Annotated in this window: 11 protein-coding genes; 4 read left to right on the plus strand and 7 right to left on the minus strand. The window is 70.9% G+C overall.

Annotated features, from left to right (window positions below):
• The 4 genes from KA711_02690 to KA711_02705 form a co-directional block, all read right to left on the minus strand.
• Positions 1-588 (minus strand): DUF3299 domain-containing protein, encoded by a 588-nt coding sequence (locus tag KA711_02690; protein MCM0607891.1) that lies wholly within the window; start codon positions 586-588, stop codon positions 1-3.
• A 23-nt stretch (positions 589-611) separates the two neighbouring features.
• Complete coding sequence (locus tag KA711_02695) at positions 612-1,898, minus strand: ABC transporter permease (GenBank protein ID MCM0607892.1); 1,287 nt, start codon at positions 1,896-1,898, stop codon at positions 612-614.
• On the minus strand, positions 1,895-2,584 hold the full coding sequence (locus KA711_02700; GenBank protein MCM0607893.1) for an ATP-binding cassette domain-containing protein: 690 nt from the start codon (positions 2,582-2,584) through the stop codon (positions 1,895-1,897). Before KA711_02700 ends, KA711_02695 begins: the two co-directional genes overlap by 4 nt.
• A gap of 326 nt (positions 2,585-2,910) precedes the next feature.
• Positions 2,911-3,096, minus strand: a complete 186-nt coding sequence (locus KA711_02705; GenBank protein ID MCM0607894.1) for a hypothetical protein — start codon at positions 3,094-3,096, stop codon at positions 2,911-2,913.
• A gap of 98 nt (positions 3,097-3,194) precedes the next feature.
• On the opposite strand from KA711_02705, the gene KA711_02710 reads away from it, so the two are divergent.
• Positions 3,195-4,097, plus strand: coding sequence for a 5'-nucleotidase (locus KA711_02710; GenBank protein ID MCM0607895.1), 903 nt, complete (start codon positions 3,195-3,197; stop codon positions 4,095-4,097).
• A 4-nt stretch (positions 4,098-4,101) separates the two neighbouring features.
• Here KA711_02710 and KA711_02715 read toward each other — a convergent pair whose 3' ends face one another.
• From KA711_02715 to KA711_02725, 3 genes are all read right to left on the minus strand, one after another.
• Complete coding sequence (locus tag KA711_02715; protein ID MCM0607896.1) at positions 4,102-4,248, minus strand: hypothetical protein; 147 nt, start codon at positions 4,246-4,248, stop codon at positions 4,102-4,104.
• Positions 4,235-6,982, minus strand: a complete 2,748-nt coding sequence (locus KA711_02720; protein ID MCM0607897.1) for an insulinase family protein — start codon at positions 6,980-6,982, stop codon at positions 4,235-4,237. The genes KA711_02715 and KA711_02720 overlap by 14 nt, the downstream gene beginning before the upstream one ends.
• A 101-nt stretch (positions 6,983-7,083) precedes the next feature.
• Positions 7,084-7,818 carry a Crp/Fnr family transcriptional regulator gene (locus tag KA711_02725; protein ID MCM0607898.1) on the minus strand — a complete coding sequence of 245 codons (735 nt, stop codon included), beginning with the start codon at positions 7,816-7,818 and terminating at the stop codon, positions 7,084-7,086.
• Between the two features lie 125 nt (positions 7,819-7,943).
• On the opposite strand from KA711_02725, the gene KA711_02730 reads away from it, so the two are divergent.
• From KA711_02730 to KA711_02740, 3 genes are all read left to right on the plus strand, one after another.
• Complete coding sequence (locus tag KA711_02730) at positions 7,944-9,923, plus strand: AMP-binding protein (protein ID MCM0607899.1); 1,980 nt, start codon at positions 7,944-7,946, stop codon at positions 9,921-9,923.
• A gap of 577 nt (positions 9,924-10,500) precedes the next feature.
• Entirely contained in the window at positions 10,501-11,295 is a 795-nt protein-coding gene (locus tag KA711_02735; GenBank protein MCM0607900.1) for an ABC transporter ATP-binding protein, read from the plus strand.
• Positions 11,296-11,307: 12 nt separating this feature from the next.
• Positions 11,308-12,237: a branched-chain amino acid ABC transporter permease gene (locus KA711_02740; protein ID MCM0607901.1), complete on the plus strand. Its 930-nt coding sequence runs from the start codon at positions 11,308-11,310 to the stop codon at positions 12,235-12,237.
• Positions 12,238-12,381: the final 144 nt, after the last annotated feature.

Raw genomic sequence — 12,381 nt, forward strand, 5'->3', positions numbered from 1 at the left:
TCACCGGCGGCGTTCCTCGTAGCGCGTCACCGAGTCGGCCTCGATGCGGTAGCCGCTGACGCCCATGTAGCTCTCGGTGCGGGGGGTGCTGATGCGGCCGCTGACCCAGACCGTGTCCATCGAGCGGAAGCCCTTGGCCGGCACCCTGGGCAGGACGTGGACGATCTGGTTGGCCGGCGGCGGCGGGCTGTGGATGCAGGCGCCGAAGTAGGGCACGAGCAGGAACTCCTTCAGGCCCTCGTTGCTGTCCTCCAGCGGCACGACGAAGCCCGGGATGCGCACCACCTGGCCGGCCAGCTGCGGGTTCACGGGCGCGGCGTCCCAGACCTCGCGCATCCGCTTCAGCAGCGCGTTGGCGCGCGAGTCGCCGTCGTCGAGCAGCTGGAAGTTGATGTCGCGGAAGTCCTTGAACGGGTCCCAGTCGGGCGGCACCAGATCCTCCCACTGAATCGTGCGCGGCGCGCCGGGCGTGGCCGCCGGTGTGGCCCGGATCGGCGGCTTCATGGCCGGCACGCCGGCGGGGTTCTGCGCCCAGGCCAGGGCGGGCAGCGTGCAGGCGGCGAACAGCAGGCGGCGGCGGGCGATCATGCGCGGGACGTGGGCGGACGGGGTCAGGTGCGGGGACTCAAGCCATCGGCCAGCGACAGACGGTACGCCCGCCAGCCCGGCACCAGGCTGGCGAGCATACCCGCCACGATGACGGCGCCGAACAGCCCCCACTGTGCGGCCGACGGCGCGGCCGTGCTCAGCGTGATGCCGAACTGGCTCTGCAGCAGCGGCCCGGCGAGCAGCACCCCCGCCCCGGCGAGGGCCGCGCCCAGCAGCGCGCCAGCCAGCGTGACGAGCACGCCCTCGGCCGCCAGCAGCAGCAGCACATGGCGCGGTCCGGCGCCCACGGCGCGCAGGACGGCGAGCTCACGCCGCCGCTCGTTCAGGCCCGCCAGCACCACGGCCACCAGCGAGGCCAGGCTGAGCACCGCCACCAGCGCGCTGATGGCCAGCAGGCTCTGCTCGGCCGGGCCCACCACCTGCCAGAGCTCGTCGAGCGCCACCGCGGGCAACACGGCCAGCAGCGCCTCGCCCTGGTACTCGGCCACGAAGCGCTGCACGTTGAAGACGGCGACGCGGTTCTTCAGCCCCACCAGCGCCGCCGTCACCTGCTTGGGCGAGAGGTCGAACTTGCGCGCTGCATCGGCGGGGATGCTCAGGCCCGGGAGCGGCGCGCCGGCGGCCCAGTCGAGGTGGATGGCCTCCAGCGCCTCGAGGCTGACGTGCACCGTGCGGTCCACCGGCGTGCCGGTGCGCGCCAGCACGCCGACGATGATGAAGGGCTTGTCGGCGTGTTCCAGCCCCGGCATGGCGCCGCTGCCCAGACCGCTGCCGTGCGTGAGCGTGATGCGCGTGCCCGGCGCGTAGCCCAGCGCCGCGGCGACCTCAGCGCCCACCACGGCCTCGTACAGACCGTCCAGCGTGCCCGCGAAAGGCCGGCCGGCTGCAAAGGCCAGCGGCTGCCGGTCGCCCCAGCGCAAGCGCTCGAAGTAGGCCGTGGTGGTGCCCAGCACAGGGCGGCCGCGGTGCGAGTCGCCCAGCGACAGCGGCACCACCCAGGCCACGGCGCGGTGGCCCTCGAGCGCGCGGATGCTCTCGATGCCGATGTTGTGGGTGGCGCCGCCGACTCGGAACACCGCGTACAGCATCAGTTGGATCGGGCTGGTGCGCGCACCGACCACGAGGTCGGTGCCGCTCACGCTCTGCGAGAAGCCGGCGCGGATGTCGGTGCGCAGCCGCTCCAGGCCCAGCAGCAGCGCCGTGGCCAGCGCGATGCCGGCGACCACCAACGCCAGCGTGCCGCGGCGGTTGAGCGCGCTGCGCCAGGCCACGTGCAGAAGCGCCATCATGCCGCGTCGTCCAAGCTCGCCACGCGGTTGAGTGCGGGCAGGTCGATGCGCTCGTCGAAGCCGGCCGCCAGCCGCTCGTCGTGGCTGACGAACACCAGGGTGCTGCCGGCCGCGGCGCAGGCCTCGCGCAGCAGCGCCATGAAGTCGTTGCGCCGCGCGGCATCGAGCGCCGACGTGGGTTCGTCGGCGATCACCAGCTCGGGCTGGCCGATCAAGGCCCGCGCTGCCGCCACGCGCTGCTGCTGGCCCACGCTCAACGCATCGGCGCGGCGGCCGTGCAGCGTCGCGGCCAGGCCCACGCGCTGCAGCAGCGCGGCCGCCGCCGCGGCCGGGCCGTTGGGGCAACGCCGCGCACGCAACACCGAAAAGCGCGTGGGCAGCAGCACGTTGTCAAGCACGCTCAGGTAGGGCAGCAGGTTGAACTGCTGGAAGATGACGCCGACGTGGTCGGCCCGCCGGGCATCGCGCGCGCCGGCCGGCAGCGTCGCCCAGTCGCGGCCGAGCAGCTCGACGCGGCCCTGGCGGGCGAGCAGCACGCCGGCCATCAGGCCCAGCAGCGTGCTCTTGCCGCAGCCGCTGGGCCCGTGCAGGAAGTGCATGCGGCCGGACTGCAGCGCCAGGCGGTCGATGGCCAGGCAGTCGGCGCCGCCGGGCCAGCCATAACGGACGTCGTGAAGCTCCAGCACGCGGGCGATGCTAGGAGCGTGGGCGGCAGAAATCCAGCCCCGCGTTGGGCCGACTTCGGGGCCCAGGCCAGGCGCCGCGCGCAGCCCGGGCTGTACGCCCGGGCCAGCGTGGCAACGCCGCAAGGGCCCCGAAATCGGCCCAACCCGAAGGGCCGGGGCGGCCAAAGCCGCTGGCGGGTGTTGCGCCGCTGGCGCGGGCGTCAAGCCCGCGCTGCACGACGCGCCTGCGCCAGTGGCTTTGGCCGCCCCGGCGCGGGGCTGGATTTCTGCCGCCCACACTCCTAGCCGCAGCGCCGCCGGAGCCCGGGGCGAGACCCCGGGCGCTGTCAGGCCGCCAGCGGCATCCCCGGGCCACCCTGGGGCTGCAGCGCCGGCAGCAGGTCGAGGTCCTCGAAGAAGGCTTCGCTGCGGGCCGCATCCCAGGCCGGCACAGGCGCCGTCTCGTCGCGGCGGCGACGGTTCTCGGGGCGCTGCTCGGGGGCCAGGGGGAACAGGTCGGCAAGCGAGATCATGGCGGCTCCGGCGGGGTTGGCGTCGGGATGCGCGGCATCGTGCCCGCGCGATGTGGCAGCGCGATGAAGCGCACCGGCGCGGCGTTCACAATTCACGCATGCCCGCCACGCTCGAAGGCCAGCTCGTCGTTGCCATCTCCTCACGCGCCCTCTTCGATTTCGAGGAGGAGAACCGCGTCTTCGAGGCCGCCGACGACCGCGCCTACATGCAGCTGCAGCTGGCGCGGCTGGAGCAGCCGGCGCGGCCTGGCGTGGCTTTTTCGCTGGTGCACAAGCTGTTGGGCTTCAACATCGGCGGCGATGCGCGCGTGGAGGTGGTGATCCTGTCGCGCAACGACCCCGTTTCGGGCCTGCGCGTGTTCCGCTCGGCGCAGCACTACGGCCTGGCGGTGCAGCGTGGTGTGTTCACGCGCGGCCAGCCGCCCTGGCGCTACCTGCGGCCGCTGAAGGCCAACCTGTTTCTCAGCACCAACGAGGCCGATGTGCGCGAGGCCCTGGCGGCAGGCGTGCCGGCCGCGCGCGTGCTGCCGGAGAGCGCGCGGGCGGGCGCCAACCACCCCGACGAGGTGCGCATCGCCTTCGACGGCGACGCCGTGCTGTTCTCCGACGAGGCCGAGCGGGTCTACCAGAGCCAGGGCCTGCCGGCCTTCCAGCGCCACGAGCACGAACGGGCCGACACGCCGCTGGCCCCCGGCCCGTTCAAGCCGCTGCTCGAGGCCCTGCACCGCCTGCAGCGCGAGCCTGGCCCGGGCGGCCTGCGGCTGCGCACGGCGCTGGTCACGGCGCGCAGCGCCCCAGCGCACGAGCGCGCCATCCGCACGCTGATGCAGTGGCAGATCGACATCGACGAGGCCCTCTTCCTGGGCGGCCTGCCCAAGGGCGCCTTCCTGGCCGAGTTCGAACCCGATTTCTTCTTCGACGACCAAACCGGCCACGTCGAGAACGCCGCACCGCACGTGCCGGCGGGCCATGTGGCCCACGGCGTGAGCAACGGGGGCTGAGCGCCTACTCCTTGCCGGCCCAGGGCGGCAGTTCCTCCTGGGCCGGCTCGACGCGCTGCAGGGCGCCGAAACCCAGCACCCTGGCTGCCGCGCACAGGACCGCCAGCGGCCGCCGGATGCCCATCGCAGCGGGGGCTTCAGGGCTTGGCACGGAAGTCACCGCCCCAGGCGATGACGAGTCTGGCCGGATCGATGTGGCGGCGCCAGGCGGCGTTGATCTCGGCCAGCGTCACGCGGGCCAGCGCGTCGTCAAGCGCCTGCTCACGCGCGAAACGGCGATCGTGGTACAGGTTGCTGGCCAGGCGGTCCACCAGCACGCCGTCCTGGGCCCGGGCCAAGGCGCGCCGCTTCAGCAGCCCGGCACGGCCTGCGTCGAGCTCGGCCTGCGTGAAGCCCTCGGCCAGGGAGCGTGCCAACTCCTCCTTCAGCGCCTGCTCGACGCGCGGCTGGTTCTGCGGCGCGAAGATGGCGCTGAGGTTGAACGTGGTGCCGGCGTCCTGCACCGGAAAGTCGAACCAGCTGCCGACGTCGTAGCTCAGGCCCTCTTTCTCGCGGATGCGCATCCACAGCCGCGAGTCGGTACCGCGGCCGAACACCTGGTTGGCCAGCAGCAGCGCCGCATGATCGGGGTGGCTGTCGGTGATCGGCAGCACCAGGCGCGCGGCGAGGTGGGCGTTGGCCTTGTCGGGCGTGGCCTCGACGAAGCGGGCCGGCTCGGCCGGCGCCTGGGGCCGCGGCACGCGCACCTGCGGCTCGGGGCCGCCCGCGGGCTGGTGCCAGGCGCCGAAGGCCTCGGCGAGTGCACGGCGCACGGCGGCCACGTCCATGTCGCCCACCGCCGCGAACTCACCGCGCTGGGCGCTCACGAAGCGGCGGTGGAAGGCCCGCACCTGCTCCAGCGTGACGGCGCGCACCGCGGCGGCCTCCTCGTCGAAACCGGGCACATGGCGCAGGTCGCCCGCGGGCCAGCGGTTGCCGTGGCGTTCGATGCGGCGGTCGACCACGGCACCGGGGTCCTGGCGCGACTCCTCCAGGCCCAGCAGCCACTGCCGGCGCATCTCTTCCAGCGGCCCGGCCTCGAAGGCCGGCTCGCGCAGGAGCCGGCCGACCAGCAAGATGACCTCGGGCAAACGCTCGCGGCGCGTCGTCACGTTCACCCAGATCGACTCGCCGGTGCCCTGGATGGACACCTGGGCCTGCAGCGCATCGAAGCGGTCGGCGATCTGCTGGCGCGTCATACCGGCGCCGCCCTTGTCGATCAGCGCACCCGCCAGCTCCGCCACGGTGCGTTGGCCCACCAGGCTCTGCGCCGTGCCGTGGTGCAGCGCCAGGCGCATGCGCACGCTGCGCCCGCGCGTGCCCTTGGGCAGCAGCGCATACCGCAGGCCCGCGTTCGGCAGCCGTGCCGGGCCGCCGACGGTGCCCTGCACCGTGCGGGCGTCCAGCACCGCGGGCGTCGGGTCGAAGGCCTCGGCCACGGCGGCGGCGGGGTCGCCGCGGTAGCCCTCGACGAGGCGGGCGACGTCGAACTTGGCCGGGGTCGGCGCCCGGTCGGGCGCGGCCACCGGCTCGAACACCGCGACGCTGCGGTTGTCGCGCTTGAGCCAGGTGCGCGCAAAGCGGTTGAGATCGTCGAGCGTGAGGGCACGGACGCGGTCACGGGCCAGGAAATACAGCCGCCAGTCGCCCTGCGCGATGGCCTCCGACAGCGCCACGCCGATGCGCTCGGGATCGGCGAAGCCGTTGTCCCAGTCGTTCAGCCAGGCCTGGCGCGCGCGCTGCAGCTCCTCGGCCGTCACCGGCTCGGTGGCCACGCCGTCGAGCACCGCAGCCATGGCGGCGCGCGCAGCGGCCACGTCCTGGCCTGGCGCCAGCGCCGCGCCCACGATCAGGGCCGAGGGCTCGGCCCAGGCCAGCGTGGCGCTGAAGGCCTGCGCGGCCTGACCCGGCTCAACGACGCGGCGGTGCAGGCGGCCGCCGGGCGTGTCGCCCAGCACCATGGCCAGCAGCTGCGCCGCGGCGAAGTCGGGGTGCGGGCCCGGCGGCACGTGGTAGCCGATGTAGATCAGCGGCGCGCCGCCGACACGGCGCACGGTGGCGAGCCGCTCGCCGTCCTGGGCCGGGTCCAGCGTGTAGGTGGGCTCGAGCACGCGCGTCGGCCGCGGGATCGGGCCGAAGCTCTCCTGCACCCAGGCCAGCACCTGGGCCGTGTCGAACTTGCCCGAGACGATGAGCGTGGCGTTGTCGGGCTGGTAGTGCCTGCGGTAGAAGGCCTGGAGGCGCGAGATGTCGACGTTCTCGATGTCGGTGCGCGCGCCGATCGTGCCCTTGCCGTAGTTGTGCCAGTCGTACATCGTGCCCAGGAGGCGGTGGAAGAGCACGCGGCCGGGGTTGTTCTCGCCGGCCTCGAACTCGTTGCGCACCACCGTCATCTCGGTGTCGAGATCGGCCCGGGCGATGAAGCTGTTGACCATGATGTCGGCCTGCCAGCCCAGATACCAGCGCAGGTTGCGGTCATCGGCGGCGAAGCTGGCGAAGTAGTTGGTGCGATCCGTCCAGGTGGTGCCGTTGGCGCGCAGACCACGGCGGCTGAACTCGGCCAGCGCGTTGCGCGTGGTCGGCGTGCCCTTGAAGACGAGGTGCTCCAGCAGATGCGCCATGCCGGTCTCGCCGTAGTTCTCGTGCCGACTGCCGACACGGTAGGTCATGTTCACCGTGGTCGTCGGCTTGCTGTCGTCGGGCACCAGCAGCAGCTGCAGGCCGTTGACCAGGCGGTATTCGCTGATGCCTTCGACGGTGGTCACCCGTTGCGGAGCCGCCAGCGCGGCACCCGCGGCGCAGAGCAAGGCGAGCGCGCAGGCCCGCAGCCAGAGGAGCTTGATCATGGGCGGATTCTTGCGCAGCGCCGCGGCATCGACATGCCCCGTGGCCGGCCAGGGTTGGTGACAGCGCCTTCCGCCGGAGCGCTTGATGTCCTCAAGGGCGGTCAGGCCGCATAACGCCGCAGCCGTTCCAGATCGAGCACGCGCACGCCACCGTACTCGACGCGGATGACGCCTGCGCCGTCCAGCGCGGCCAGCGCCTCGTTCACACGCTGGCGGCCCAGGCCCACGAGGTAGCCCAGCTCCTGCTGCGTGATGCGCAGCCGCTCGCCCACGCCGGGATACAGCACGGGGTGAAACAGCGCCGCCAGGTTGCGCGCCACGCGCTCGTCGGGGTGGGTGAGGCGGTCGATCTCGCGCGCGGCGATGAACTGGCCCAGCCGCTCGTTGAGCTGGTTCATGACGAAGCGGTTGAAGGCGATGCTGCGGCCCAGCAGCCAGTGGAAGGTGTCGGCCGGGATGCCCGCCACCACGCTGGGCCGCAGCGCCTGGATGTTGTAGCGGTAGACCTCGTTCTTCAGCAGCGTGCCCTCGCCGAACCAGCCGCCACTGGTGATGCCGGTGAAGGTGATCGGCAGGCCCTCGGCGCTGTCGTTGCTCATCTTCAAGAGGCCGTCGATCACGCCCAGCCACCACACGGCGGCGCGGCCGACACGGCACAGCACCTCGCCCGGCTGCACGTCGATGACGCGCAGATCGGCCACCACGCGGGCCCGGTGCTCGGCCTCGATCAGCCCGAGCCAGGGCACGCTGGCGAGATCGTCGCGCGCGGGCGCCCGCGACTGCGAGCTGCGCACCGCGATGGCATGGTTGGCTGACGGGAGAGCATTCGTCGCCATGGGCGGGTCACAAGGGAAACACCTGTCAGTGCGAACCCGACAATTGTCGTCGGAACGACAACACGGCGTCAAAGTGATGTCCAGAATGAATGCTCGGGGTCCAACGAGAACCCAGGAGACACGCAGTGCCGACGACGTTCCCCCGTCTGATGCTCGACCACGCGAAGGCGCGCCCCTCGGCGCCGGCCCTGCGCGAGAAGGTCTACGGCATCTGGCAGACCACGACGTGGGCCGAGCTTGCGGTGCTGGTGCGGCACCTGGCTTGCGGCCTGGCCCATGCGGGCCTGAAGCGCGGCGACCACATCGTCGTCGTCGGCGACAACCGGCCGCGCCTGTACGCCACCCTGCTGGCGGCGCAGAGCCTGGGCGGCATCCCGGTGCCCCTGTACCAGGACGCCGCGGCCACCGAGTACGTGTTCCCGGTCAACAACGCCGAGGTGCGCTTCGCCGTCGTCGAAGACCAGGAGCAGGTCGACAAGATGCTCGAGCTGCGCGAGCAATGCCCGCTGCTGGCGCACATCTGGTACGACGACGCGCGCGGCCTGCGCAACTACGCCGAAAACGGCCTCGACAGCCTGGACGCGCTGGTGGCCGCCGGCCAGGCCCACGACGCGAGCCACGCGCGCCTGTTCGACGACGAGGTGGCGCAGTGCCAGCCGGGCGACGTGGCGGCGATGTTCTTCACCAGCGGCACCACCGGCAACCCGAAGGGCGTGGTGCACACGCACGCCACCCTGCTGGACCGCGCCAAGGCCGGCCAGTCCTTCGACAAGCTCACCGAGCGCGAAGAGGTGCTCGCCTACATGCCGCTGGCCTGGATCGGCCAGAACATCTTCAGCTACGCGCAGTGGCTGGCCTGCGGCTACGTGGTGAACTGCCCTGAGAGCGCGGCCACGGTGATGATCGACCTGAAGGAGATCGGCCCCACGTACTACTTCGCGCCGCCGCGGGTGTTCGAAGGGCTGCTCACCAGCGTGATGATCCGCATGGAAGACGCCGGCCGCGTGAAGCGCTGGCTGTTCGAGCGCGGCATGGACGTGGCCCGCCGCGTGGGGCCGGCCCTGATGGACGACCGCCTTGCCGCGGGCACGGCGGGGGCCGGCAAGACCATCGGCGCGCTCGACCGCCTCAAGTACCGCCTGGGCGACTACTTCGTCTACGGCCCCTTGCGCAACACGCTGGGCTTCAGCCGCGTGCGCGTGGCCTACACGGCCGGCGAGGCCATCGGCCCCGACCTCTTCACCTTCTACCGCTCCATCGGCATCAACCTGAAGCAGCTCTACGGCAGCACCGAAACCGCCGTGTTCGTGTGCCTGCAGCCCGACCATGAAGTGAAGGCCGACACGGTGGGCGTGCCGATCGACGGCGTGCAGATCCGCGTCGAGGCCAGCGGCGAGATCATGGTCAAGAGCCCGGGCCTGCTGAAGGAGTACTACAAGAACCCCAAGGCCACCGAAGAGGTGCTGACGGCCGACGGTTGGTACCACACGGGCGACGCCGGCTTCCTGGATGCCACCGGCCACCTGAAGATCATCGACCGCGCCAAAGACGTGGGCCGCCTGTTGGGCGGCACCAACGACGGGGCCATGTTCGCGCCCAAGTACGTGGAGAACAAGCTGAAGTTCTTCCCGTTCATCAAGGAGGCCGTGGCCTTCGGCGACCGGCGCGAGAAGGTCTGCGCCTTCATCAACATTGACTTCGAGGCCGTGGGCAACTGGGCCGAGCGGCGCAACCTGCCGTATGCCGGCTACACCGATCTGGCCGGCAAGACCGAGGTGCTGGCGCTGGTGAAGGACTGCGTCGAGAAGGTCAACGCCGATCTCGCCGCCGACGCCATGCTGGCCGGCAGCCAGGTGAGCCGCTTCCTCGTGCTGCACAAGGAGCTGGATGCCGACGACGGCGAGCTCACGCGCACGCGCAAGGTGCGCCGCGGCGACATCGGCGACAAGTACCAGGTGCTGGTCGATGCGCTCTATGGCGGCCGGGCCGAGCAGTTCATCGAGACGGCGGTGAAGTTCGAAGACGGCCGCTCGGGCAGCGTGAGTGCGACGCTGCCGATCGTGGATGCGAAGACGTTCGCGGCGGTGGGGGGGAAGGCGGCGTGAGTGCCTCGGCGCTGTTCTCGTGGGCTGCTGCGCGTCGCGGCGGGCGGTGTCGGGCTGGGGGGCAGGATGGGGCGGTCTTCGCTGCGCGAAGACTCCGCTCCGATGCTCGGTCCGAGGGCGCACGGCAAAACTCGCTACGCGGGCCTTGCCCGCTCCGCTCAAACACTTGCCGTGAGTCAGTCCACGAAGCGCGCTGCGCGCGCCGCCCTCGGCCCTGCGCTTCTCGCCGCCCCAGACTGCCCCCCAGCCCGACACCGCCCGCCGCTCAAGCACCGGCATTGGTTCTCGGTGACGACCCAAGACGGTTGTTTGCAAAGGCGGGGGCGGTGGGCCGGTGGCGCGCCTTTGCGCAGCCGAGGAGCGCAGGGCTTTCGGCCCGCGCGCGCAGCGCGCCTCGTCAACTGACTCACGGCAAGTGTTTGAGCGCAGCGGGCAAGGCCCGCGTAGCGAGTTTTGCCGTGGGGCCGGAAGCCCGAGCACCGCAGGGCACCCCCGCGCAGCGGGGGCCAGCAACGAAGCGACACCGGCCCACCGCCCCCGCCTTTGCCCGCGCAGCAGCGAGCGAGCACCCCACACCATGAGCCAACGCAAGATCGGCGACGTCATCCTCGACGTCAAGAACATCAGCCTGCGTTTCGGTGGCGTGAAGGCGCTCACCGACATCAGCTTCGACGTGCGCGAGCACGAGGTGCGGGCCATCATCGGCCCCAACGGCGCCGGCAAGAGCAGCATGCTCAACTGCATCAATGGCGTGTACACGCCGCAGGAAGGCAGCATCACCTTCCACGGCAAGACCTTCGACCACATGAACAGCCGCCAGGTGGCCGAGATGGGCGTGGCGCGCACCTTCCAGAACCTGGCCCTCTTCAAGGGCATGAGCGTGCTCGACAACATCATGAGCGGCCGCAACCTGCGCATGAACACCAACCTGCTGCAGCAGGCCTTCCGCAACCCCTGGTGGAGCAGCGCCGAGAAGGAAGAGGCCGAGCACCGCGAGACGGTGGAAAAGATCATCGACTTCCTCGAGATCCAGGCCTGGCGCAAGACGCCCGTCGGCCGCCTGCCCTATGGCCTGCAAAAGCGCGTGGACCTGGGCCGCGCGCTGGCCATGGAGCCCACGGTGCTGCTGCTCGACGAGCCGATGGCCGGCATGAACGTCGAGGAGAAGCAGGACATGAGCCGCTTCGTGCTCGACGTGAACGACGAGTTCGGCACCACCATCGTGCTCATCGAGCACGACATGGGCGTGGTCATGGACATCTCCGACCGCGTGGTGGTGCTCGACTACGGCAGGAAGATCGGCGACGGCACCCCGCAGGAGGTGCGCGCCAACCCCGACGTCATCAGTGCCTACCTCGGCACCAGCCACTGAGGAGCAAGGGCCATGGGGTTCTTCATCGAGACGGTGATCGGCGGGCTGATGAGCGGCATGCTGTATTCGCTCATCGCGCTGGGCTTCGTGCTCATCTTCAAGGCCAGCGGCGTCTTCAACTTCGCTCAAGGCGCGATGGTGCTGTTCGCGGCACTGGCGATGGCGCGCTTCTCGGAGTGGTTCCCGGCGCTGCTGGGTTTCGACAGCAAGCTGCTGGCCAACCTGCTGGCCTTTGCCGGCGCGCTGGTGCTGATGATCATCGTGGCCTGGCTGATCGAGCGGCTGGTGCTGGGCAAGATGGTCAACCAGGAGGCCATCACGCTGCTGATGGCCACATTGGGCATCACCTACTTCCTCGACGGCTTCGGCCAGACGGTCTTCGGCAGCGCCATCTACAAGATCGACATCGGCCTGCCGAAGGACCCGCTCTTCCTGTTCGAGAGCACCTTCCAGGGCGGCGTGCTGGTCAACAAGGAAGACCTCTACGCGGCGGCGATCGCGGCCACACTGGTGATCGCGCTGAGCATCTTCTTCCAGAAAACGCCTACGGGCCGCGCGCTGCGCGCCGTGGCCGACGACCACCAGGCCGCACAGAGCATCGGCATCCCGCTCAACCGCGTGTGGGTGATCGTCTGGAGCGTCGCCGGTTTCGTGGCGCTGGTGGCCGGCATGATCTGGGGCAGCAAGCTGGGCGTGCAGTTCAGCTTGAGCCTGCTGGCACTGAAGGCGCTGCCGGTGGTCATCCTGGGCGGGCTGACCAGCGTGCCGGGGGCCATCGTCGGCGGGCTGATCATCGGCGTGGGCGAGAAAGTCTCCGAGGTCTACCTCGGGCCTCTGCTCGGCGGCGGCATCGAGATCTGGTTCGCCTACGTGCTGGTGCTCTTCGTGCTGCTGGTGCGGCCGCAGGGCCTCTTCGGCGAAAAAATCATCGACCGCGTATGAGCCTGAATCCCCACCCGTTCGGGCTGAGCCTGTCGAAGCCTCACACGGCACTTCGACTGGCTCAGTGCGAACGGGATCGTTACCCGTTCGGGCTGAGCCTGTCGAAGCCCTGCCCCCACAGCCCACCCAGCGCTTCGACAGGCT

Origin of the sequence: Ideonella sp. WA131b, from assembly GCA_023657425.1 — a bacterium.
In the GTDB taxonomy this organism is placed as follows: Bacteria; Pseudomonadota; Gammaproteobacteria; order Burkholderiales; family Burkholderiaceae_C; genus Rubrivivax.

Coding starts and splice junctions, on each gene's coding strand:
- KA711_02740 (MCM0607901.1), top strand. CDS start 11,308: ATGGGGTTCTTCATCGAGACGGTGATCGGCGGGCTGATGAGCGGCATG.
- KA711_02725 (MCM0607898.1), bottom strand. CDS start 7,818: ATGGCGACGAATGCTCTCCCGTCAGCCAACCATGCCATCGCGGTGCGC.
- KA711_02720 (MCM0607897.1), bottom strand. CDS start 6,982: ATGATCAAGCTCCTCTGGCTGCGGGCCTGCGCGCTCGCCTTGCTCTGC.
- KA711_02705 (MCM0607894.1), bottom strand. CDS start 3,096: ATGATCTCGCTTGCCGACCTGTTCCCCCTGGCCCCCGAGCAGCGCCCC.
- KA711_02695 (MCM0607892.1), bottom strand. CDS start 1,898: ATGATGGCGCTTCTGCACGTGGCCTGGCGCAGCGCGCTCAACCGCCGC.
- KA711_02735 (MCM0607900.1), top strand. CDS start 10,501: ATGAGCCAACGCAAGATCGGCGACGTCATCCTCGACGTCAAGAACATC.
- KA711_02690 (MCM0607891.1), bottom strand. CDS start 588: ATGATCGCCCGCCGCCGCCTGCTGTTCGCCGCCTGCACGCTGCCCGCC.
- KA711_02710 (MCM0607895.1), top strand. CDS start 3,195: ATGCCCGCCACGCTCGAAGGCCAGCTCGTCGTTGCCATCTCCTCACGC.